This is a genomic window from Enterobacter sp. IF2SW-B1, assembly GCF_001743375.1.
Lineage (GTDB): Bacteria > Pseudomonadota > Gammaproteobacteria > Enterobacterales > Enterobacteriaceae > Enterobacter > Enterobacter bugandensis.
The window spans coordinates 90,348-112,196 of record NZ_MJAA01000014.1; the positions used below are offsets into that span (position 1 = coordinate 90,348).

The 21,849-nt window shown below is 56.9% G+C and carries 17 protein-coding genes and 1 riboswitch; of the genes, 10 read left to right on the forward strand and 7 right to left on the reverse strand.

Annotated elements, in window-relative coordinates; genetic code table 11:
- Positions 1-107 precede the first annotated feature (107 nt).
- On the forward strand, positions 108-995 hold the full coding sequence (metF, locus tag A6013_RS22340) for a methylenetetrahydrofolate reductase (RefSeq protein ID WP_041911801.1): 888 nt from the start codon (positions 108-110) through the stop codon (positions 993-995).
- A 146-nt stretch (positions 996-1,141) separates the two neighbouring features.
- Positions 1,142-3,322, forward strand: a complete 2,181-nt coding sequence (katG, locus tag A6013_RS22345; RefSeq protein ID WP_028014834.1) for a catalase/peroxidase HPI — start codon at positions 1,142-1,144, stop codon at positions 3,320-3,322.
- Between the two features lie 91 nt (positions 3,323-3,413).
- Here katG and A6013_RS22350 read toward each other — a convergent pair whose 3' ends face one another.
- The 5 genes from A6013_RS22350 to argE all read right to left on the reverse strand — a co-directional run bounded on the left by A6013_RS22350 (position 3,414) and on the right by argE (position 10,217).
- A complete protein-coding gene (locus tag A6013_RS22350) occupies positions 3,414-4,517 on the reverse strand; it encodes a glycerol dehydrogenase (protein ID WP_069733795.1) in 1,104 nt (367 codons plus the stop codon).
- Between the two features lie 12 nt (positions 4,518-4,529).
- A complete protein-coding gene (fsa, locus tag A6013_RS22355) occupies positions 4,530-5,192 on the reverse strand; it encodes a fructose-6-phosphate aldolase (protein WP_063155507.1) in 663 nt (220 codons plus the stop codon).
- Between the two features lie 128 nt (positions 5,193-5,320).
- The gene (locus A6013_RS22360) at positions 5,321-6,085 is read right to left on the reverse strand and encodes an AraC family transcriptional regulator (RefSeq protein WP_069733796.1); all 765 of its coding nucleotides are present in this window, start codon (positions 6,083-6,085) and stop codon (positions 5,321-5,323) included.
- A gap of 57 nt (positions 6,086-6,142) precedes the next feature.
- Complete coding sequence (gene ppc, locus A6013_RS22365) at positions 6,143-8,794, reverse strand: phosphoenolpyruvate carboxylase (protein ID WP_041911805.1); 2,652 nt, start codon at positions 8,792-8,794, stop codon at positions 6,143-6,145.
- A gap of 271 nt (positions 8,795-9,065) precedes the next feature.
- The gene (gene argE / locus A6013_RS22370) at positions 9,066-10,217 is read right to left on the reverse strand and encodes an acetylornithine deacetylase (RefSeq protein ID WP_069733797.1); all 1,152 of its coding nucleotides are present in this window, start codon (positions 10,215-10,217) and stop codon (positions 9,066-9,068) included.
- A gap of 88 nt (positions 10,218-10,305) precedes the next feature.
- Here argE and argC point away from each other — a divergent pair, with 88 nt between their 5' ends.
- The 4 genes from argC to oxyR all read left to right on the forward strand — a co-directional run bounded on the left by argC (position 10,306) and on the right by oxyR (position 14,763).
- Positions 10,306-11,310, forward strand: coding sequence for an N-acetyl-gamma-glutamyl-phosphate reductase (argC, locus tag A6013_RS22375; RefSeq protein WP_063437473.1), 1,005 nt, complete (start codon positions 10,306-10,308; stop codon positions 11,308-11,310).
- A gap of 6 nt (positions 11,311-11,316) precedes the next feature.
- Positions 11,317-12,093: an acetylglutamate kinase gene (gene argB, locus A6013_RS22380; protein ID WP_098946274.1), complete on the forward strand. Its 777-nt coding sequence runs from the start codon at positions 11,317-11,319 to the stop codon at positions 12,091-12,093.
- A gap of 75 nt (positions 12,094-12,168) precedes the next feature.
- On the forward strand, positions 12,169-13,542 hold the full coding sequence (gene argH, locus A6013_RS22385) for an argininosuccinate lyase (RefSeq protein WP_069733798.1): 1,374 nt from the start codon (positions 12,169-12,171) through the stop codon (positions 13,540-13,542).
- A 303-nt stretch (positions 13,543-13,845) separates the two neighbouring features.
- A complete protein-coding gene (gene oxyR / locus A6013_RS22390; RefSeq protein WP_069733799.1) occupies positions 13,846-14,763 on the forward strand; it encodes a DNA-binding transcriptional regulator OxyR in 918 nt (305 codons plus the stop codon).
- On the opposite strand, the gene sthA is transcribed toward oxyR, so the two are convergent.
- The gene (sthA, locus tag A6013_RS22395; RefSeq protein ID WP_045260262.1) at positions 14,746-16,146 is read right to left on the reverse strand and encodes a Si-specific NAD(P)(+) transhydrogenase; all 1,401 of its coding nucleotides are present in this window, start codon (positions 16,144-16,146) and stop codon (positions 14,746-14,748) included. The two genes, oxyR and sthA, sit on opposite strands and share 18 nt — an antisense overlap.
- Positions 16,147-16,342: 196 nt before the next feature.
- On the opposite strand from sthA, the gene fabR reads away from it, so the two are divergent.
- Together fabR and A6013_RS22405 are read left to right on the forward strand one after the other, a co-directional pair.
- Entirely contained in the window at positions 16,343-16,981 is a 639-nt protein-coding gene (fabR, locus tag A6013_RS22400) for an HTH-type transcriptional repressor FabR (RefSeq protein ID WP_008501784.1), read from the forward strand.
- Between the two features lie 9 nt (positions 16,982-16,990).
- The gene (locus A6013_RS22405; protein ID WP_008501783.1) at positions 16,991-17,350 is read left to right on the forward strand and encodes a YijD family membrane protein; all 360 of its coding nucleotides are present in this window, start codon (positions 16,991-16,993) and stop codon (positions 17,348-17,350) included.
- 55 nt (positions 17,351-17,405) lie between these two features.
- Here A6013_RS22405 and trmA read toward each other — a convergent pair whose 3' ends face one another.
- Positions 17,406-18,506: a tRNA (uridine(54)-C5)-methyltransferase TrmA gene (trmA, locus tag A6013_RS22410; protein ID WP_045631472.1), complete on the reverse strand. Its 1,101-nt coding sequence runs from the start codon at positions 18,504-18,506 to the stop codon at positions 17,406-17,408.
- 104 nt (positions 18,507-18,610) lie between these two features.
- Positions 18,611-18,787: riboswitch (cobalamin riboswitch) on the forward strand.
- Between the two features lie 65 nt (positions 18,788-18,852).
- On the opposite strand from trmA, the gene btuB reads away from it, so the two are divergent.
- Positions 18,853-20,700, forward strand: a complete 1,848-nt coding sequence (btuB, locus tag A6013_RS22415; RefSeq protein WP_069733800.1) for a TonB-dependent vitamin B12 receptor BtuB — start codon at positions 18,853-18,855, stop codon at positions 20,698-20,700.
- Positions 20,645-21,496, forward strand: a complete 852-nt coding sequence (murI, locus tag A6013_RS22420; RefSeq protein WP_028014824.1) for a glutamate racemase — start codon at positions 20,645-20,647, stop codon at positions 21,494-21,496. The genes btuB and murI overlap by 56 nt, the downstream gene beginning before the upstream one ends.
- Positions 21,497-21,849 lie beyond the last annotated feature (353 nt).

A 21,849-nucleotide genomic window follows, 5' to 3' on the forward strand; every position in this document is an offset into this window, starting at 1 on the left:
TTCTGTTGACGTCACGCCGCTTTTCCGTCATTTTTACATCTGGACGTCTAAACGTATAGAAGTTCACAACACAACAGACAATGACACGCGAAAGATAGAGGTAAGGTATGAGCTTTTTTCACGCCAACCAGCGGGAAGCACTGAATCAGAGCCTGGCCGAAGTAAACGGCCAGATTAACGTCTCTTTTGAATTTTTCCCGCCGCGCACCAGTGAAATGGAGCAAACCCTGTGGAGCTCTATCGATCGCCTGAGCAGCCTGAAGCCGAAGTTTGTCTCCGTGACCTACGGCGCCAACTCCGGCGAGCGTGACCGTACGCACAGCATTATTAAAGGCATCAAAGATCGTACCGGTCTGGAAGCAGCGCCGCATCTGACCTGTATTGACGCCACCCGCGATGAGCTGCGCGCCATTGCCCAGGACTACTGGAACAACGGGATTCGCCATATCGTTGCCCTGCGTGGCGATCTGCCGCCGGGAAGCGGCAAGCCGGACATGTACGCTACCGATCTGGTCGCGCTGCTGAAAGACGTTGCTGATTTTGATATTTCCGTGGCCGCCTACCCTGAAGTCCACCCGGAAGCGAAAAGCGCCCAGGCGGATTTGCTTAACCTGAAGCGTAAGGTGGAGGCCGGTGCCAACCGCGCCATCACCCAGTTCTTCTTTGACGTGGAAAGCTATCTGCGCTTCCGCGACCGCTGCGTCTCGGCAGGTATCGACGTCGAAATTATCCCGGGCATTCTGCCAGTCTCTAACTTCAAACAGGCGAAGAAATTCGCCGATATGACCAACGTTCGCATTCCGCTGTGGATGTCCAAAATGTACGAAGGGCTGGACGATGATGCGGAAACCCGCAAGCTGGTGGGGGCCAATATTGCGATGGACATGGTGAAGATCTTAAGCCGCGAAGGGGTGAAAGACTTCCACTTCTACACGCTTAACCGCGCGGAGATGAGCTACGCCATTTGTCATACGCTGGGCGTTCGTCCGGCGTAATCAGCAAAAAGCCCTCATAAAGTGAGGGCTTTTTAATCATATAAAAAGTTAAAAGGTATTAACTATCGAATCTGTGGATTAATTCAACTATATCTTATTGCTAGTGGTGTATATCGTAACGGTATCACTGTAAAGGGAGCATAGCGATGAGCACGTCAGACGAGACCAATAACGCGGCATCCGCCGGCAAATGTCCGTTCCATCAGGGCGGCGTCGATCACAGCGCGGGCGCAGGTACCGGCAGCAAAGAGTGGTGGCCTAAACAACTCCGCATCGATCTTCTAAATCAACATTCCAACCGTTCGAACCCTCTGGGTGAAGACTTCGACTACCGCAAAGAATTCAGCAAGCTCGACTATTCCGCCCTCAAGGGCGATCTCAAAGCCCTGTTAACCGATTCTCAACCGTGGTGGCCTGCCGACTGGGGCAGCTACGCGGGTCTGTTTATTCGCATGGCCTGGCACGGTGCCGGTACTTACCGCTCCGTTGACGGACGCGGCGGCGCCGGACGCGGCCAACAGCGCTTTGCGCCGCTGAACTCCTGGCCTGATAACGTCAGCCTGGATAAAGCGCGCCGCCTGCTGTGGCCAATCAAGCAAAAATACGGACAAAAAATCTCCTGGGCCGACCTGTTTATTCTCGCGGGTAACGTGGCGCTGGAGAACTCCGGCTTCCGCACCTTTGGTTTTGGCGCCGGTCGTGAAGACGTCTGGGAACCGGATCTGGACGTGAACTGGGGTGATGAAAAAGCCTGGCTGACCCACCGTGACCCGGAAGCACTGGCGAAACGCCCGCTGGCGGCCACCGAAATGGGGCTGATTTACGTGAACCCGGAAGGGCCAAACGCCAGCGGTGAACCGCTGTCTGCGGCTGCGGCAATCCGCGCCACCTTTGGCAACATGGGTATGAACGACGAAGAGACCGTCGCGCTGATTGCCGGTGGTCACACGCTCGGTAAAACCCACGGCGCGGGTGAAGCCACGCACGTAGGTACCGATCCAGAAGCCTCGCCGATTGAAGCGCAGGGCTTAGGCTGGGCCAGCACGCACGGCACCGGTATTGGCGCTGACGCCATCACCTCCGGGCTGGAAGTCATCTGGTCGCAAACTCCGACCCAGTGGAGCAACTACTTCTTCGAGAACCTGTTCAAATACGAATGGGTGCAGACCCGCAGCCCGGCAGGTGCGATTCAGTTTGAAGCCGTGGATGCGCCGGAAATCATGCCAGACCCGTTTGACCCGTCGAAAAAACGTAAGCCAACCATGCTGGTCACCGACCTGACGCTGCGTTTCGACCCGGAATTCGAGAAAATTTCCCGTCGCTTCCTGAACGATCCGCAGGCCTTTAACGAAGCCTTCGCGCGCGCGTGGTTCAAACTGACCCACCGTGATATGGGGCCAAAAGCGCGGTACATCGGCCCGGAAGTGCCGAAAGAAGATCTGATTTGGCAGGATCCGCTGCCTCAGCCGGTGTTCCATCCGACACAGGAAGATATCGAAAGCCTGAAAGCGGAAATCGCGGCCTCTGGCCTCTCCGTGAGCGAGCTGGTTTCCGTGGCATGGGCGTCTGCATCGACCTTCCGCGGTGGCGACAAGCGCGGCGGCGCCAACGGCGCGCGTCTGGCGCTGGCGCCTCAGCGCGACTGGGATGTGAACGCCGCGGCGGTACGTGCGTTACCGGCTCTGGAAGCTATTCAGCGCACCACCAATAAAGCCTCGCTGGCGGATATCATCGTGCTGGCGGGCGTTGTGGGCGTTGAGCAGGCGGCGAAAGCCGCGGGCGTTTACGTCAACGTGCCGTTCACGCCGGGCCGTGTGGATGCACGTCAGGATCAGACGGATATCGAGATGTTTAACCTGCTCGAACCGATTGCCGACGGCTTCCGCAACTACCGTGCGCAGGTGGATGTGTCCACGACGGAATCATTGCTGATTGATAAGGCCCAGCAACTGACCCTGACCGCACCTGAGCTGACGGTGCTGATCGGTGGCCTGCGCGTACTGGGCACGAACTTTGATGGCAGTAAGAACGGAGTATTCACCAACCGCGAGGGCGTGCTGAGCAACGACTTCTTCGTGAACCTGTTGGATATGAATACCCAGTGGAAAGCGACCGACGATTCAAACGAACTGTTTGCCGGAAGCGATCGCGCCAGCGGTGAAGTGAAATACACCGCGACCCGCGCCGACCTGGTCTTCGGTTCAAACGCGGTCCTGCGCGCGCTGGCCGAGGTTTACGCCAGCAGCGATGCGCACGAGAAGTTTGTCCGCGACTTCGTTGCCGCATGGGCGAAGGTGATGGATTTGGATCGGTTTGACGTGAAGTAGCCATTGTGCCGGGTGGCGGCTACGCCTTACCCGGCCTACAAATTAAAGTGCCATGTAGGCCGGGTAAGCGCAGCGCCACCCGGCTTTTTTATTACTCCCACTCCTGCAGGAATCGCTGTCCATACTGGTCTGCCACCAGCAGCGCCGCATACACCTGATCCGGCGTGACGCCCCCCGGCATGTTGTGGATCGTTTCTCCTTCCGCACAAGAGGCTTCGGCAATCAGACGCATTTTGGCCGGAATATCCTCTTTGATGTTCAGCTGTGCCAGGGTGATCGGCAGCCCTACGCTGTGGCAAAGCGCCGCGACGGTCTCAATTTCTTCTACCGGCGCGTTTTCCAGCACCAGCTGCGTCAGCGTACCAAACGCCACTTTTTCCCCATGATAGAAGTGATGCGCGTCCGGCACCGCCGTCATGCCGTTATGAATAGCGTGTGCAGCCGCCAGCCCGCCACTTTCAAAGCCGACGCCGCTGAGATAGGTGTTGGCTTCGATAATGCGTTCCAGCGCAGGCGTTACCACATGCTGTTCCGCCGCCAGCATCGCTTTTTCACCCTCTTCAACCAGCGTGTTGTAGCACAGCTCGGCGAGCGCTAATGCCGCCTGTGTGCATTTACCCCCGGCCATGGTGGTCGCGCCGCTGCGCGAGCAGGCGCGTGCTTCAAACCAGGTCGCCAGCGCGTCGCCAATCCCGGCGGCCAGCAGACGTGCAGGCGCACCTGCTACTACTTTCGTATCCACAATGACCATGTTCGGGTTGTGCGGCAGCATCAGGTAGCGATCGAACTCGCCGCTGTCGGTGTAAATAACGGAAAGGGCGCTGCACGGCGCGTCGGTGGAAGCGATAGTCGGCGCAATGGCGACCGGTACGTCCATAAAGTGAGCCAGCGCTTTCGCGGTATCAAGCGTTTTACCGCCACCAATCCCCAGTACTGCCAGGCAGTCGGCGCTGTCGGCCAACTTTTTCAGGCGATCGATTTCATTTTGCGAACATTCGCCGCCAAACGGCGCGATTTCGGCATACAGTTCGGCTTTTTTAAAACTCTGGCGCAGGGTGTCTTCGGCAAAACCCAGCACAAACTTATCGCCGACGATCAGCCAGCGGTTCGCCAGGGGTTTCAGATAGTCGCCGAGACGGGTCAGCACATCCGCGCCCTGGATATATTTCCCCGGCGATTGAATGATACGGTCCATAACAGTTCTCCCTTAGAGATTGAGGTTACCAAACGCGTTTTTCCAGTCCTGCTCGAACTTTTCTATGGCCGACTCTACCGCTGGGGTACCGAGCATTTGTTGCGCTACGTCTAAGGGGAGCGTGATTGCCTCGCATCCGGCCAGCAGGCAGTCCAGCGCCTGACGCGGTGTTTTAAAGCTGGCAGCCAGCATCATGCTTTCCGGCGCATGCAATTCCAGCAGGGACTGCAGCTCCTGTACCATGTCAATACCGTCGCCGCCCTGTGCGTCGACGCGGTTGACGTACGGCGCAACGTATTTCGCGCCTGCCAGCGCGGCCAGTAAACCCTGAGCGGCGCTGTAAACGGCGGTGCCCAACGTGGTAATACCCTCTCTTTTCAGCCCTTTAATGGCGATAAGCCCCTGCGCGGTGACCGGAATTTTCACCACAATACCCGGGATGGCGTTACTCAGGCGTTTGGCCTCCGCCACCATGCCTTCGGCGTCGCGGCTCATGGTTTGAGCAAACAGCGTACCGTTCGGCCCGACGGCTTTTTGCAGCCGCGGCAGCACGTCCCAGATGGATTCACGGCTGGCGGCAATGATGCTTGGGTTGGTGGTGACGCCCGCGATGGGGAAGATGCGTGCAAGGCGTTCCACTTCCGCCACGTTCGCGGTATCCAGATACAGTTCCATTATTTTTCCTTAAGTCAGAAAGGTTGAATAAAGGATAAGGCCCGGCTGAGTGCGGCGGATACAGGTCAATTTTGCCAAATACTGGACAAATGTAATGTCCTTAGCGAAGTGCGATAGCGATCACAATGCTATTTTTTGGCGATAAGCTGGCTGTGATACTGGCGACGATATTCGGAAGGGGAACGCTCGGTGTGCTTGCGAAAGAGGCGACAAAAGTAGTTGCTGTCAGGAAATCCGCAGCGTGCGGCAATATCTTTAATTTTGAGATCGTAGCCTTTCAGCAGCTGGCGCGCATGTTCCAGCCGCGTTTGTGTCAGATACTCGTTGAACCCCACGTGGCCGATCTTCTGAAAGAGATGGGAAAGGTAATTCGGCGAGATGTAGAACGCCTGTGCCACGGATTCGCGCGTTAACGAAGAGGCGTAATTTTCTTCGATATAGCTACGAACGGCTTCGAATAGCGCCCGGCTACGGTTAGCGGTGTGGATGTCACTGCCAAGCAGATCCCGGCAGTGGCTGAGCAAGCTTAATACCACCAGCATGGCTGTGTCTTGCTCGTCTGGCTGCATCTGTAATTCGGTGAGCGCTTGCAGAAGAAAAGCACCCGTTCGCGGGCCACGCCGGGCAACCTGCAGCTGCTGCAAAAGCGCGTTGTCACGCTGTAAATCGAGAGTCAGCTGCTGCTTACCGAAATGTATGCTCAGGGCGTTAGGCGGTGGAAGCGTGATGTGTCCAAAGGATGAAAATATCGCCTCACAGGGGGGAGCAAGGGTAATGACGAGGCAGGGAGATGTTCGGGGATGCTGTTCAGCCAGCGCTGAGAAATGAATCTTACCCAGCGGTAACGTACGGTTCACCAGGTCAGCCAAAATTCGGGTGATATCGGAATACATGAGAAGACTACCGAAACGTGCCGGGCGGCGCTAAAAACGCCTGCCCGGCATAAAGCATTACCCAGTGTTACGCATACCCGCCGCAACGCCCGCAATCGTCACCATCAGCGCCTGTTCAACGCGCGGATCCGGCTCTTTACCTTCCTCTTCCGCCAGGCGGGAACGGTGCAGCAGTTCAGCCTGTAAAACGTTCAGCGGGTCGGTGTAGATGTTACGCAGCTGGATAGACTCGGCGATCCACGGCAGGTCCGCCATCAGGTGCGAGTCGTTGGCGATGTCCAGCACCACTTTGATGTCGCCTTCCAGCAGTTCGCGCAGTTCTTTACCCAACGCCCACAGCTCTGGTTTCACCAGCCGCTGGTCGTAGTATTCCGCCAGCCACAGGTCGGCCTTCGAGAAGACCATCTCCAGCATGCCCAGACGGGTAGAGAAGAAGGGCCAGTCGCGGCACATGGTTTCCAGTTCGTTCTGTTTGCCGTCTTCCACCACTTTTTGCAGCGCGGCACCGGCACCCAGCCAGGCGGGCAGCATCAGGCGGTTCTGCGTCCAGGCGAAGATCCATGGAATGGCGCGCAGGGATTCAACGCCACCGGTCGGGCGACGCTTTGCAGGACGCGAGCCCAGCGGCAGTTTACCCAGCTCCTGCTCAGGCGTTGCTGAACGGAAGTAAGGCACGAAGTCTTTGTTTTCACGCACGTAGCCGCGGTACAGATCGCAGGAAATATCTGACAGCTCGTCCATGATGCGGCACCAGGATTCTTTTGGCTCCGGCGGCGGCAGCAGGTTCGCTTCCAGGATCGCGCTGGTATAGAGCGACAGGCTGCTGATGGTCACTTCCGGCAGGCCGTACTTGAAGCGGATCATCTCGCCCTGCTCGGTCACGCGCAGGCCGCCTTTCAGACTTCCCGGCGGTTGAGAGAGCAGCGCCGCGTGAGCAGGCGCGCCACCGCGGCCAATGGAACCGCCGCGACCGTGGAACAGGGTCAGCTCGATACCGGCTTTCTCGCAGGTTTTGATCAGCGCATCCTGAGCCTGATACTGCGCCCAGGACGCCGCCATCACGCCCGCATCTTTCGCGGAGTCGGAATAGCCAATCATCACCATCTGCTTGCCCTGAATAAAGCCGCGATACCAGTCGATGTTAAGCAGCTGGGTCATGACGTCGTTGGCGTTGTTCAGGTCGTCGAGGGTCTCAAACAGCGGGGCGACTGGCAGGGCGTAGTCGATGCCCGCTTCTTTCAGCAGAAGATGAACGCCCAGCACGTCGGACGGGGTTTTCGCCATAGAGATCACGTAGGCGGCCACCGATCCTTTCGGCGCATCGACGATCGCTTTACAGGTGTTGAGCACCTCGCGGGTGTCGTTGCTTGGCTCCCAGTTGCGCGGCAGCAGAGGGCGCTTGGAGTTCAGCTCGCGGATCAGGAACGCCTGCTTGTCGGCTTCTGACCAGCTTTCATAATCGCCGATGCCGAGATAGCGGGTCAGCTCGCCCAGCGCTTCGGTATGACGGGTACTTTCCTGACGCACGTCGATACGCACCAGCGGTACGCCGAAACACTTCACGCGGCGCAGGGTATCAAGCAGTTCGCCGTTGGCGATGATGCCCATGCCACAGGCCTGGAGTGATTTATAGCAGGCGTACAGCGGCTCCCAGAGCTGTTCGTTCTGGCTCAGCAGACCTTCCGGCTTCGGCAGGCGCTGGCCTTTAAGGCGCGCTTCCAGCCACGCCTGGGTGGCCATCAGCTGACCGCGCAGCTTTTTCATCAGGAAACGGTACGGCTCGCTGGCACCTTCTTCACCGGCCAGCGCGCGCAGTTCCGGCGTCGCTTCAACCATCGACAGCTCGGAGATCAGCACCTGAATATCCTTCAGGAACAGGTCGGTCGCTTTCCAGCGGCTCAGCAGCAGGACGTGACGGGTGATTTCCGCGGTCACGTTCGGGTTGCCGTCGCGGTCACCGCCCATCCAGGAGGTGAAACGAACCGGAACGAAATCGACCGGCAGGCGGTAGCCGAGGTTTTCTTCCAGCTGTTCGTTCAGCTCGCGCAGGTAGTTTGGTACCCCTTCCCACAGACTGTTTTCCACCACCGCAAAGCCCCATTTGGCTTCGTCGACCGGGCTTGGGCGATGCTTACGAATTTCATCGGTGTGCCAGGACTGGGCAATCAGCTGGCGCAGACGGCGCATCAACTGGTTGCGCTCGTAGTCGGCAATGTCTTTGTTATCCAGCTGCTTCAGGCAGCTGTTTACTTCCACCATCTTGTGGATCAGCGTACGACGGGTGATTTCGGTTGGGTGTGCGGTCAGCACCAGCTCCAGCGAAAGGGACTCCACCGCTTTTTTGATGGTGGCTTCGTTGAGGTCTGGCTGGTCTTTCAGTTTACGAAGGGTGCGGGCAATGACTTCCGGGTTGCTGGCCGCTTCGCCGTTTGGCGAAATGCTGTGGTATTGCTCAGCGGTGTTTGCCAGGTTCAGGAACTGGCTGAAGGCGCGGGCAACGGGCAGCAGCTCATCGTTAGAGAGGTTCTGCAAGGTGGTGAGCAGCTCCTGACGACTGGCCTCGTTACCGGCACGGGAAGATTTGGACAGCTTGCGGATGGTTTCAACGCGGTCGAGGATGTTCTCCCCTAATGCGTCTTTGATGGTATCTCCAAGCACTTTGCCGAGCATGCTGACATTACTACGCAACGCGGAATATTGTTCGTTCATAAAAACCCAGTCACCCCATCATTTTTGTTTATGCCCAGGCGAAAATCTTCTGGACATTATTTTGTCATCTCCCTTTATAAAGCCACGTAAAACCCCCGTCGTCAATTGCTGCGAAAACGGTTCAGCAAACGAATAAATGCGGGCAATTTACGAAATTTAATTCGCATTGCGTCAGATAAGAGATGCTTATGGAAATGTGACGGTGATCATGCGATTTGTTGTCCTCACCCTAACCCTCTCCCACAGGGAGAGGGGACTTTTCGGTGCGGTTTTAATGCCAGCAGAAGTGATGCACAACCTGGGTAATGAGCTCGCGGGTGGGCTTGATGAAGCGGGTTTCCAGATATTCATCCGGCTGGTGGGCCTGATTAATGGAGCCAGGGCCGAGGACCAGCGTCGGGCAAAGCGTTTGAATAAAAGGCGCTTCGGTGCAGTAGTTCACCACGTCGGTTTTCTCGCCGAGCAGTTTTTCCACCACCTGAACCAGCTGGTGGTCTGGCGGGCATTCGTAGCCCGGGATTGGCGGATGCAGTTCGGAGACCGTCAGGCGTCCCGGCCAGCGCTCGCTCACCGGGGCCAGCGCTTCATTCAGCAGGCCATCCAGATCGCTCAGCGTCATGCCCGGCAGCGGACGGATATCCATATGCAGTTCGCAGCAGGCGCAGATGCGGTTGGACGCATCGCCGCCGTGCAGGCTACCGAGGTTCAGCGTCGGATACGGCACGGTGAATGCCTCGTAGTGATACCGCTCTTTCAGATCGTCGCGCAGGGTCATAATGCGGCCAATGGCGTCGTGCATCAGCTCAATGGCGTTCACGCCGCGCGCCGGATCGCTGGAGTGGCCGGACTGGCCCAGCACGCGCACCGCGGTAGAAATATGGCCTTTGTGCGCACGAATCGGCTGCAGAGAGGTCGGTTCACCGATGATCGCGCAGTCCGGACGAATCGACGTGTTTTCAGAGAAATAACGTGCGCCCGCCATGCTGGTCTCTTCATCGGCGGTTGCCAGAATGTAGAGCGGTTTTTTCAGCTTCGTCACGTCCACGTCACGCAGCGCGTCGAGGATAAAGGCGAAGAAGCCTTTCATGTCGGCGGTGCCCAGACCGTAGAGCTTGTTGTCATGCTCGGTCAGGGTGAACGGATCGCGCGTCCAGCGGCCATCGTCAAACGGTACGGTGTCGGTATGGCCGGCCAGCAGCAGGCCGCCCGAGCCGGTTCCGGTGCTGGCGAGCAGGTTAAATTTGTGGCGTGTTCCGGGGACGGGCTGAACCTCAACGTTAAACCCAAGATCGCTAAACCAACCCGCCAGCAGATTGATTAAAGACTCATTGCTTTGATCCAGCGCTTCTTCGGTCGCACTGATGGACGGTGTGGCAATCAGGGCGCGGTAGATCTCGATAAATGGCGGTAAGTTCATTTTCATTGTTGACACACCTTAGGTCGTGATAGTATCAATATTCATGCAATAAATGTGAATAAAAATACATTAACGTTGAGCATAAAGGAACCCGATGTTGAATACGCTGATTGTAGGCGCTAGCGGTTATGCGGGCGCAGAGCTTGTAAGCTACGTAAATCGCCACCCTCATATGACCATAACCGCTTTGACCGTGTCAGCGCAAAGCAATGATGCAGGAAAGTTAATTTCCGATTTGCATCCGCAGCTTAAGGGCATGGTCGATCTGCCGCTGCAGCCGATGTCTGACATCAGCGAGTTTACCGACGGCGTCGACGTGGTGTTTTTAGCCACCGCGCACGAGGTCAGCCACGACCTTGCGCCGCAGTTCCTGGCGGCCGGCTGCGTGGTGTTTGACCTCTCCGGCGCGTTCCGCGTTAACGACGGCGCGTTCTACGAAAAATATTACGGCTTTACTCATCAGCATCCGGATCTGCTTGAAAAAGCGGTGTACGGCCTGGCGGAGTGGAGTGCGGATAAACTGAAAGAAGCGGACCTGATTGCCGTTCCGGGCTGCTACCCGACGGCGGCACAGCTCTCCCTGAAGCCGCTGATCGACGCCGGTCTGCTGGATCTAAGCCAGTGGCCGGTGATCAACGCCACCAGCGGCGTGAGCGGTGCGGGGCGCAAGGCCGCTATCTCCAACAGCTTCTGCGAAGTGAGCCTTCAGCCGTATGGCGTGTTTAATCATCGCCATCACCCTGAAATCACCACCCATCTGGGCGCGGAGGTGATTTTTACCCCGCACCTGGGCAGCTTCCCGCGCGGGATCCTCGAAACCATCACCTGTCGCCTGAAGCCGGGCGTGACGAAAGAGCAGGTGAGCGAGGCCTTCACGCAGGCGTATGCGGATAAGCCGTTGGTGCGTCTGTACGACAAAGGCGTGCCGGCGCTTAAAAACGTGGTTGGCCTGCCGTTCTGCGATATCGGCTTTGCCGTACAGGGCGAGCATCTGATTGTGGTCGCCGCAGAAGATAACTTACTCAAAGGCGCTGCCGCACAGGCAATGCAGTGTGCAAATATTCGTTTCGGCTTCCCTGAAACGCAGGCTCTTATTTAAGGTGTGATGATGAACCCATTAATTATCAAACTCGGTGGTGTACTGCTGGACAGCGAAGAAGCGCTGGAGCGCCTGTTTACCGCGCTGGTGAATTATCGCGAATCGCACCAGCGTCCGCTGGTGATTGTGCACGGTGGCGGCTGCGTGGTGGATGAGCTGATGAAAGGGCTGAATCTGCCGGTGAAAAAGAAAAATGGCCTGCGCGTCACGCCTGCTGACCAGATTGACATCATTACCGGCGCGCTGGCGGGCACGGCGAACAAAACGCTGCTGGCATGGGCGAAGAAACACCATATTGCGTCCGTTGGCCTCTACCTGGGCGACGGTGACAGCGTAAAAGTGACCCAGCTCGACGAAGAGCTCGGCCATGTTGGACTGGCGCAGCCAGGTTCGCCTAAGCTGATTAACACCCTGCTGGAAGGCGGTTTCCTGCCGGTGGTGAGCTCTATCGGCGTGACCGAAGAGGGCGAGCTGATGAACGTTAACGCGGACCAGGCGGCAACCGCGCTGGCGGCCACGCTGGGCGCAGACCTGATCCTGCTCTCCGACGTGAGCGGCATTCTCGACGGTAAAGGCCAGCGCATAGCGGAAATGACCGCCGCCAAAGCCGAGCAGCTGATCGCTCAGGGCATTATTACCGACGGCATGATCGTCAAAGTGAACGCCGCGCTGGATGCGGCGCGCACGCTGGGCCGCCCGGTGGATATCGCCTCCTGGCGTCACGCGGAGCAGCTCCCGGCGCTGTTTAACGGCACGCCGATTGGCACGCGTATTCTGGCGTAAGTTTTTTATTGAATGACCGTAGGCCGGGGTAAGCGAAGCGCACCCGGCGGAACTAACGAATAAAGGAACGATGTTATGGCACTTTGGGGTGGGCGTTTTACACAGGCAGCGGATCAACGGTTCAAACAGTTCAACGACTCTTTGCGCTTCGACTACCGCCTGGCCGAACAGGATATTGTCGGCTCTGTGGCCTGGTCCAAAGCGCTGGTGACCGTTGGCGTACTGACCGCAGACGAACAGCAGCAGCTGGAAGAGGCGCTGAACAACCTGCTGGAAGAGGTGCGTCTGGATCCGCAGCAAATCCTGCAGAGCGATGCCGAAGATATTCACAGCTGGGTGGAAGGCAAGCTGATCGACAAAGTCGGCCAGTTGGGTAAAAAGCTGCACACCGGCCGTAGCCGTAACGACCAGGTCGCCACCGACCTGAAGCTGTGGTGTAAAGAGACCGTTGGCGAACTGCTGGCGGCCAACCGTCAGCTTCAAAGTGCGCTGGTAGAGACCGCGCAGAACAATCAGGACGCGGTGATGCCGGGTTATACCCACCTGCAGCGCGCGCAGCCGGTGACCTTTGCGCATTGGTGTCTGGCCTACGTTGAGATGCTGGCGCGTGACGAAAGCCGTCTGCAGGATACCCTGAAGCGTCTGGACGTCAGCCCGCTGGGCAGCGGCGCGCTGGCCGGTACGGCGTATGAAATCGACCGCGAGCAGCTGGCAGGATGGCTGGGCTTTGCTTCCGCCACCCGCAACAGCCTGGACAGCGTATCTGACCGTGACCACGTGCTGGAGCTGCTCTCCAATGCCTCTATCGGGATGGTGCATCTTTCGCGCTTTGCCGAAGACCTGATCTTCTTTAACTCCGGTGAAGCGGGCTTCGTTGAGCTGTCCGATCGCGTGACCTCAGGCTCGTCGCTGATGCCGCAGAAGAAAAACCCGGACGCGCTGGAGCTGATCCGCGGCAAGTGCGGTCGCGTGCAGGGCGCGCTGACCGGCATGATGATGACCCTGAAAGGGCTGCCGCTGGCGTATAACAAAGATATGCAGGAAGACAAGGAAGGGCTGTTCGACGCGCTCGACACCTGGCTGGACTGTCTGCACATGGGCGCGCTGGTGCTGGACGGCATTCAGGTGAAACGTCCGCGCTGCCAGGAAGCGGCGCAGCAGGGCTATGCCAACTCTACCGAACTGGCGGACTACCTTGTCGCGAAGGGCGTACCGTTCCGCGAGGCGCACCATATTGTGGGCGAAGCGGTAGTGGAAGCGATTCGTCAGGGTAAACCGCTGGAAGATCTGGCGCTTGCCGACCTGCAAAAATTCAGCGCGGCGATCGGGGAGGATGTGTACCCGATTCTGGCGCTGCAGTCCTGCCTGGATAAACGTGCGGCGAAAGGCGGCGTGTCGCCGAAGCAGGTGGCGCAGGCGATTGCGGATGTGAAAAACCGCCTGATTTGAGCCGTGCGGGCTGGTGCCCTCACCCCGGCCCTCTCCCACCGGGAGAGGGAGAAAAACGGAGCCTGGCTTAGCGCCAGGCTTTTTTACGCAAAAAAAAAGCGGACCACGGGGTCCGCAAAAGTTCACGTTGGCTTTAGTTGTTCGAGTTTTGAGAGAAACTCGCTGACGGTGCGGGGACGTCAAGGGTCAAACACGGCCGCCTCGTCTATGTGGCGTATTATTCAACAGAATGCTTGATAGGGATAATCGTTCATTGCTATGCTATCTATCGCCATGAACTATCGTGGCGACGGAGGATGAATAATGAATATTCGTGATCTTGAATACCTGGTAGCGTTAGCCGAGCATCGTCACTTTCGCCGCGCGGCAGATTCCTGCCACGTCAGCCAGCCCACGCTGAGCGGGCAGATCCGCAAGCTGGAAGACGAGTTGGGCGTGATGCTGCTGGAGCGCACCAGCCGTAAGGTGCTGTTCACCCAGGCCGGTCTTCTGCTGGTGGATCAGGCGCGCACCGTGCTGCGCGAGGTCAAAGTGCTCAAGGAAATGGCAAGCCAGCAGGGAGAGGCCATGTCCGGCCCGCTGCATATTGGCCTGATCCCAACCGTTGGCCCGTACCTGTTACCGCAAATCATTCCGATGCTGCACCAGACGTTCCCGAAACTCGAAATGTATCTGCACGAAGCGCAAACCCATCAGCTGCTGGCGCAGCTGGACAGCGGCAAGCTCGACTGCGCCATTCTGGCGCTGGTAAAAGAGAGCGAAGCGTTTATTGAAGTACCGCTGTTCGATGAGCCGATGATGCTGGCGATCTATGAAGATCACCCGTGGGCGAACCGCGATCGCGTGCCGATGGCCGATCTGGCCGGTGAAAAGCTGCTGATGCTGGAAGATGGCCACTGCCTGCGCGATCAGGCGATGGGCTTCTGCTTCGAAGCGGGCGCTGACGAAGATACCCACTTCCGCGCAACCAGTCTGGAAACGCTGCGTAATATGGTGGCGGCGGGAAGCGGTATTACGTTGCTGCCTGCGCTGGCCGTGCCACGCGAGCGTAAGCGTGATGGCGTGGTGTACCTGCCGTGCATTAAGCCGGAGCCGCGTCGCACCATTGGCCTGGTGTATCGCCCAGGGTCCCCGCTGCGCAGCCGCTATGAGCAGCTGGCAGAGGCCATCCGCGGTGCGATGGATGGCCATTTCGACAGCGCGTTAAAACAGGCGGTTTAAGCCGTTCAGCGCGGCTACCCGATAGGCTTCTGCCATGGTCGGGTAGTTAAAGGTGGTGTTGACGAAGTACTCAATGGTGTTACCACCACCTTTCTGCTCCATGATTGCCTGGCCGATATGAATGATTTCCGCCGCGCGTTCACCAAAGCAGTGAATCCCAAGGATCTCTTTCGTCTCGCGATGGAACAGAATTTTCAGCGTACCTACGCTCATCCCCACGATCTGCGCCCGCGCCAGATGTTTAAACTGGGCACGACCTACCTCGTAAGGCACCTTCATTGACGTCAGTTGCTGTTCGGTTTTCCCCACGGAACTGATTTCCGGAATGGTGTAGATCCCCGTCGGAATATCCTCGATCAGATGCGCCGTTGCTTCACCCTTCACCAGCGCCTGAGCGGCAATACGGCCCTGATCGTAAGCGGCGGAGGCCAGGCTCGGGTAGCCAATTACGTCGCCCACCGCGTATACGTGCGGCAGCGCGGTCTGATACATGCTGTTGACCTTCAGCTGACCGCGGCTGTCTGTTTCAAGCCCGATATTTTCCAGCCGCAGTGAATCGGTATTGCCGGTACGGCCGTTGGCGTACAGCAGGCAGTCGGCTTTCAGCTTCTTACCGGACTTCAGGTGCATGATCACACCGTCATCGCAGCCTTCTATTTTCTCGTACTCTTCGTTGTGGCGAATCACCACGCCGCTGTTCCAGAAGTGGTAGGAGAGAGAGTCTGACATTTCCTGATCGAGGAACGCCAGCAGGCGGTCGCGGGTGTTAATCAGGTCAACTTTGACATCCATTCCGCGGAAGATCGACGCGTATTCGCAGCCGATGACCCCTGCGCCATAGATAATGACGTGGCGGGGTTCATGGTGCAGGCTCAGAATGGAGTCGCTGTCGTAGACGCGTGGGTGTGAGAAGTCGACGTCGGCCGGATGGTAAGGGCGTGAACCGCAGGCAATCACAAATTTTTCAGCGGTGATTGTCTCAATCGAACCGTCGTGGCATTCGAGTGCCAGGGTGTGTTCATCCACAAAATGCGCGTTGCCCTGCAGGATTTCACAATGGTTACGCTCATAAAAGCCCTGACGCATGCGCGTCTGCTGGTTAATGACGGTATCCGCGTGATTCAGGATGTCGGCAAAGGAGGAACGAAGAAGTCGGGAGTGGTCGCTGTAAAGAGGGTTCTGGTTAAATTCGATAATGCGGCTAACGGCGTGGCGGAGGGCTTTCGATGGGATGGTGCCCCAGTGGGTGCAACCGCCGCCGACATTATGGTAGCGCTCGATGACCGCTACTCTGGCTCCCTGTTTCACCAGACCCATAGCAGCACCTTCGCCGCCGGGGCCGGAACCAATAACTATTGCGTCGTAATCGTAGGAATGTGGCATGGCAAGGCTTACCTGTTCTTATACATAAAAGCAACAGAATCATAACATCATTGCCAGGGTAACCCAATTATCGTTGTGCTTTTTTCCGGCAGTGGAGCACAAACCGCACGTAAACAATCATTCACAAAGCTGAGCAAACAGATTAATTTTATTCTCTGGTATAGTGCCATCAGGCCTTTGGAAGGATTCAACTATCGTGATGGGCGTAAGAGCACAACAAAAAGAGAAAACCCGGCGTTCGCTGGTGGAAGCCGCATTCAGTCAACTGAGTGCTGAGCGGAGTTTTGCCAGTTTGAGCCTGCGCGAAGTCGCACGCGAGGCCGGGATTGCGCCAACGTCCTTCTATCGTCACTTCCGTGATGTGGATGAACTGGGCCTGACCATGGTCGACGAGAGCGGTTTGATGCTGCGCCAGCTGATGCGCCAGGCGCGTCAGCGTATCGCCAAAGGCGGCAGCGTGATCCGCACCTCCGTGTCGACGTTTATGGAATTTATCGGCAATAACCCCAACGCGTTTCGTCTGCTTCTGCGCGAGCGTTCGGGCACATCGGCAGCGTTTCGTGCCGCCGTCGCGCGGGAAATTCAGCACTTCATCGCGGAACTTGCCGACTATCTTGAACTCGAAAACCATATGCCGCGTGCCTTTACTGAAGCACAGGCCGAGGCGATGGTGACGATTGTGTTCAGCGCGGGTGCCGAAGCGCTGGACGTCAGCATTGAACAACGCAAGCAGCTTGAAGAGCGACTGGTATTGCAGCTCAGGATGATCTCCAAAGGCGCGTACTACTGGTATCGCCGTGAACAAGAGAAACTGGCACATCAAACCGAAGAGTGAAGGTGAGTAATGAAACAGTCAGGTCAGGATAAAGGGACGCTGTTGCTGGCATTGATCGCTGGCTTATCCATTAATGGCACGTTTGCCGCTATTTTTAGCTCCATCGTGCCATTTTCGATTTTCCCGCTTATTGCGCTGGTGCTGACGGTCTACTGCCTGCATCAGCGTTACCTGAACCGTACGATGCCGGTTGGGTTACCGGGGCTGGCCGCTGCCTGTTTTATTCTGGGCGTATTGCTGTATAGCACCGTGGTGCGCGCGGAGTATCCGGATATCGGCTCTAACTTCTTCCCTGCGGTACTGTCCGTGGCGCTGGTGTTCTGGATTGGCTCGCGCATGCGTAGCCGCAAGAGTCAACTGCCAGAGTAATGGGGTCTGAGTAGGGCAGGTAAGCGAAGCGCCACCTGCCAAAAACGCCGGCTAGTTACTTCGCCGTGAGCAGTACACCGCACTCCATATGGTGTGTATACGGGAACTGATCGAACAGCGCCAGACGTTCAACCTTGTGCGTCTGGCTTAATGTTTCCAGATTCTTGCACAGCGTCTCCGGGTTACAGGAGATGTACAAAATACGCGGGTACGCCTGCACCATCTTCTCGGTTTCGCTGTCCAGGCCACTGCGCGGCGGGTCGACAAAAATCGTCTCACACTGGTAGCTCTTCAAATCGATCCCTTCCAGACGGTTAAACTGGCGTACACCGTTCATGGCCTGGGTGAACTCTTCTGCCGCCATGCGAATGATCTGCACGTTATCGATATGGTTAGCGGCGATGTTGTACTGCGCGGCCGCTACCGACGGCTTGGCGATTTCCGTTGCCAGCACGCGTTCGAAGTTACGCGCCAGCGCCAGCGAGAAGTTGCCGTTACCGCAGTACAGCTCAAGCAGATCGCCCTTAGACCCTTCCGTCGCCTTCAGCGCCCACTCCAGCATCTGCACGTTCATCGCGGCATTCGGCTGGGTGAAGCTGTTTTCCACCTGACGGTAAACCATCTCTTTACCTGCCACCGGCAGACGCTCGTCGACGTAATCCTGATCCAGCATGATTTTGGTTTTGGTCGCGCGGCCAATCAGGTGCACGTTGATGTTCTGCGCACGCAGCGCATCGCGCAGGGCTTCGGCCTGCTCGCGCCATTCGTCGGTCAGCGCTTTGTGGTACAGCAGAGAGACAATCGCCTGATTGCTTTGCGTGGTCAGATAGTCAATCTGGAACAGCTTGTGGCGCAGCACCGGATTGTTGCGCACGCCTTCAATGATCAGCGTCATCAGCTGGTTGATAAGCTCGCTCGCTGCCGGGAAGCTGTCCACGCGAATGCGTGATTTGGTCTGCTGATCGAAAATGATGTGGTACAGGTCGTCGCCGTCATGCCAGATGCGGAACTCGGCGCGCATGCGGTAGTGGCTGACAGGGGAGCGGAACACCTCGGGAACGGGCGCGTTGAAAGGCGTCATCATACTTTGCAGGCGGACAACTTTCTCGGCCAGCTGCGCGTCGTACTGTTCTGTCGGGAGGTGTTCTGGGGTCATGATGCGTCCTGAGTGATAAAGAATTACGCGGGGATTGTAGGGATTGTTCAGGGGATGTCCAGATTTAATGGCCAATAGCTGTCTGGACTTCTATACGTGTCTAATTGTAGCATTCTGTTTCCGGTCTCCTGAGAGTGAAAAGGGAATCCAGTGAAAATCTGGAGCTGACGCGCAGCGGTAAAGACTGGCGGGATGAGAGCTGTAGACACTGTGAAAATGGGAAGTCTTCATCCGTATAACGCCACCTAGCCCGAAGACCTGCCGGGATCACGTCGCATTTGGTTTCATCATCGCGTGCTATAGATGAGGCCTGCGGCATCCTTCTTATATTGTGGATGCTTTAACAATGATTAAAAAAGTATCGCTGTTGACGGCGCTGTCCGTCACGGCATTTTCGGGCTGGGCGCAGGATAGCGCTGACTCGTTGGTGGTGACGGCAAATCGTTTTGAACAACCTGAAAAAACTATTCTGGCAGCAACGTCGGTGGTTACGCGTGCTGATATTGACCGCTGGCAGTCAACCTCGGTGCTGGACGTTATGCGTCGCCTGCCCGGCGTGGACACGGCGCAAAGTGGCGGGATGGGGCAACTCTCTTCTCTCTTTATCCGTGGCACCAACTCCAGCCACGTCCTGATCCTTGTTGACGGCATTCGCCTTAACCAGGCGGGCGTCACGGGGTCGTCCGATCTCAGCCAGTTCCCGATCTCCCTGGTGCAGCGTATCGAATATGTGCGTGGACCGCGTTCGGCGGTATACGGCTCGGATGCGATTGGCGGTGTAGTCAACATTATTACCACTCGCGCGAAGGACGGTACGACGCTGAATGCCGGCGTAGGGTCGCACGGTTACCAGAATTATGGCGGCAGTACCCAGCAAACGCTGGGCGACAGCACGCGCGTCACGCTGGCGGGGGATTACACCTATACCAAAGGTTTCGATGTGGTTGCGGACGGCAACAATGGTGGCCTTGCCCAGACCGATCGCGACGGCTTTATGAATAAAACGCTCTACGGTGCAGTGGAGCACGCATTCTCAGACCAGTGGAGCGGATTTGTTCGCGGCTTTGGCTACAGCAACCGTACGGCCTATGACGGTTACTACAGCTCATTTACCCCTGACGTACTGGTCGATACCCGCCAGCTCTATAGCCAGACCTGGGACGCAGGATTACGCTTTAACGAGGATATATTCCATTCACAGCTGCTCACCAGCTATAGCCACAGCAAAGACTATAACTACGACCCTAATTTGGGCCGTTACGATTCGACGGCCACGCTGGATGAAATCAAACAGTACAACGTTCAGTGGCTCAACTCCGTTGATGTGGGGCACGGGAACATTGGTGCGGGCGTTGACTGGCAGAAGCAGAGCACCGAGCCGGGTACAAACTACGTGACCAACGGCTACGACCTGCGTAACACCGGCGTTTACCTGACCGGGCTGCAGCAGCTGGGCGATTTCACTCTGGAAGGGGCGGTTCGCAGCGATGACAACTCTCAGTTTGGTCGCCATGGCACCTGGCAAAGCAGTGCAGCGTGGGAGTTCGTGGACGGTTACCGCTTCATTGCTTCTTATGGTACGGCCTATAAAGCCCCGAATCTGGGTCAACTCTATGGCTTCTATGGCAATGATCATCTTGATCCAGAAGAGAGCAAGCAGTGGGAAGGGGCGTTTGAAGGCCTGACGGCAGGCGTGAGCTGGCGCGTGTCCGGCTATCGTAATGACGTTGATAATCTCATCGACTTCAATAATAACCTTCAGGAATATTACAACGTCGGTAAAGCACGCATTAAGGGTGTGGAAGCGACGGCGTCGTTTGATACAGGTCCGTTGACGCATACCGTTGGCTACGACTATGTGGATGCCCGCAATGCGGCGACCAACGAACTTCTGGACCGTCGTGCTAAGCAGCAGGTGAAATATCAGCTCGATACGCAGATCTATGATTTCGACTGGAGCCTGACGTATCACTATCTCGGCACGCGTTACGACACTGATTTTGGTTCTTATCCGTCAGAAAAAGTGAAAATGGGCGGTGTGAGCCTGTGGGATGTCGCAGTTTCATATCCGGTCACCTCACACCTCACAGTTCGTGGTAAAATAGCCAACCTGTTCGATAAAGATTACGAGACAGTTTATGGCTACCAAACTGCAGGACGGGAATACACCTTGTCTGGCAGCTACACCTTCTAATCCGCGCCCTACCGTGCTGGTGTTTGATTCCGGCGTCGGTGGGCTTTCGGTCTACGATGAGATTCGGCATCTCCTGCCGGATCTCCATTACATCTACGCCTTCGATAACGTCGCTTTTCCTTATGGGGAGAAGAGTGAGGACTTTATCGTTGAGCGCGTGGTTGAAATCGTCACCGCGGTACAAAAGCGCTATCCCCTTGCGCTGGCGGTCATTGCCTGTAATACGGCGAGCACCGTTTCTCTTCCCGCCCTGCGTGAGAAATTCCAGTTCCCGGTTGTGGGCGTTGTTCCTGCCATAAAGCCTGCCGCGCGCCTGACGGCGAACGGTATCGTGGGCTTGCTGGCCACGCGTGGCACGGTGAAGCGTCCTTATACCCGCGAGCTGATCGACCGTTTTGCTAACGAATGCCAGATTGCAATGCTTGGCTCCGCAGAGCTGGTGGAGATGGCGGAAGCGAAACTGCACGGCGAGACGGTATCGCTCGAAGAGCTGCGTCGTATTCTTCGTCCGTGGCTGCGGATGCCCGAACCACCGGATACGGTTGTGCTGGGCTGCACCCACTTTCCTCTCTTGCAGGAAGAGCTATTAGAAGTGCTTCCGGAGGGGACGCGGCTGGTGGATTCTGGTGCGGCGATCGCCCGTCGTACGGCCTGGCTGCTGGAGCATGAAGCGCCGGATGCGAAATCTACCGATGCAAATATCGCATTTTGCATGGCTATCACGAAAGAGACTGAGCAACTTTTACCCGTTTTACGCCGTTATGGCTTTGAAACGCTCGAAAAACTGGCGCTGTAGCACGGTTTTGAGCAAAAAAGAGACGGTTGAAAGTTTTTTTTAAAAGAGGGGTTGTCAACGTCTGAGAACTCCCTATAATGCGCCTCCACTGACACGGAACAACGGCTTACAGGCCGCCGGGTTAGCGGGGTTCAGAGATGAACGCCAACAGAGAAAAGTGAAAATAATCGCTTGACTCTGAATGAGGAAAACGTAATATACGGGACCTCGCAACGGTGAGCTGAAAGCCGCGTTGCAACTGCTCTTTAACAATTTATCAGACAATCTGTGTGGGCACTCAAAGTGACATGGATTCTTAATGTCTTCGGACAATAAATGAATACCAAGTCTCTGAGTGAACATACGTAATTCAT

What these genes read in the sequence shown, in the direction of transcription:
- argE (WP_069733797.1), bottom strand. Translation starts at nt 10,217, where the DNA reads ATGAAAATGAACTTACCGCCATTTATCGAGATCTACCGCGCCCTGATT.
- murI (WP_028014824.1), top strand. Translation starts at nt 20,645, where the DNA reads ATGGCTACCAAACTGCAGGACGGGAATACACCTTGTCTGGCAGCTACA.
- fsa (WP_063155507.1), bottom strand. Translation starts at nt 5,192, where the DNA reads ATGGAACTGTATCTGGATACCGCGAACGTGGCGGAAGTGGAACGCCTT.
- A6013_RS22405 (WP_008501783.1), top strand. Translation starts at nt 16,991, where the DNA reads ATGAAACAGTCAGGTCAGGATAAAGGGACGCTGTTGCTGGCATTGATC.
- oxyR (WP_069733799.1), top strand. Translation starts at nt 13,846, where the DNA reads ATGAATATTCGTGATCTTGAATACCTGGTAGCGTTAGCCGAGCATCGT.
- metF (WP_041911801.1), top strand. Translation starts at nt 108, where the DNA reads ATGAGCTTTTTTCACGCCAACCAGCGGGAAGCACTGAATCAGAGCCTG.
- btuB (WP_069733800.1), top strand. Translation starts at nt 18,853, where the DNA reads ATGATTAAAAAAGTATCGCTGTTGACGGCGCTGTCCGTCACGGCATTT.
- sthA (WP_045260262.1), bottom strand. Translation starts at nt 16,146, where the DNA reads ATGCCACATTCCTACGATTACGACGCAATAGTTATTGGTTCCGGCCCC.
- A6013_RS22350 (WP_069733795.1), bottom strand. Translation starts at nt 4,517, where the DNA reads ATGGACCGTATCATTCAATCGCCGGGGAAATATATCCAGGGCGCGGAT.
- ppc (WP_041911805.1), bottom strand. Translation starts at nt 8,794, where the DNA reads ATGAACGAACAATATTCCGCGTTGCGTAGTAATGTCAGCATGCTCGGC.
- argB (WP_098946274.1), top strand. Translation starts at nt 11,317, where the DNA reads ATGATGAACCCATTAATTATCAAACTCGGTGGTGTACTGCTGGACAGC.
- argH (WP_069733798.1), top strand. Translation starts at nt 12,169, where the DNA reads ATGGCACTTTGGGGTGGGCGTTTTACACAGGCAGCGGATCAACGGTTC.
- katG (WP_028014834.1), top strand. Translation starts at nt 1,142, where the DNA reads ATGAGCACGTCAGACGAGACCAATAACGCGGCATCCGCCGGCAAATGT.
- trmA (WP_045631472.1), bottom strand. Translation starts at nt 18,506, where the DNA reads ATGACCCCAGAACACCTCCCGACAGAACAGTACGACGCGCAGCTGGCC.
- argC (WP_063437473.1), top strand. Translation starts at nt 10,306, where the DNA reads ATGTTGAATACGCTGATTGTAGGCGCTAGCGGTTATGCGGGCGCAGAG.
- A6013_RS22360 (WP_069733796.1), bottom strand. Translation starts at nt 6,085, where the DNA reads ATGTATTCCGATATCACCCGAATTTTGGCTGACCTGGTGAACCGTACG.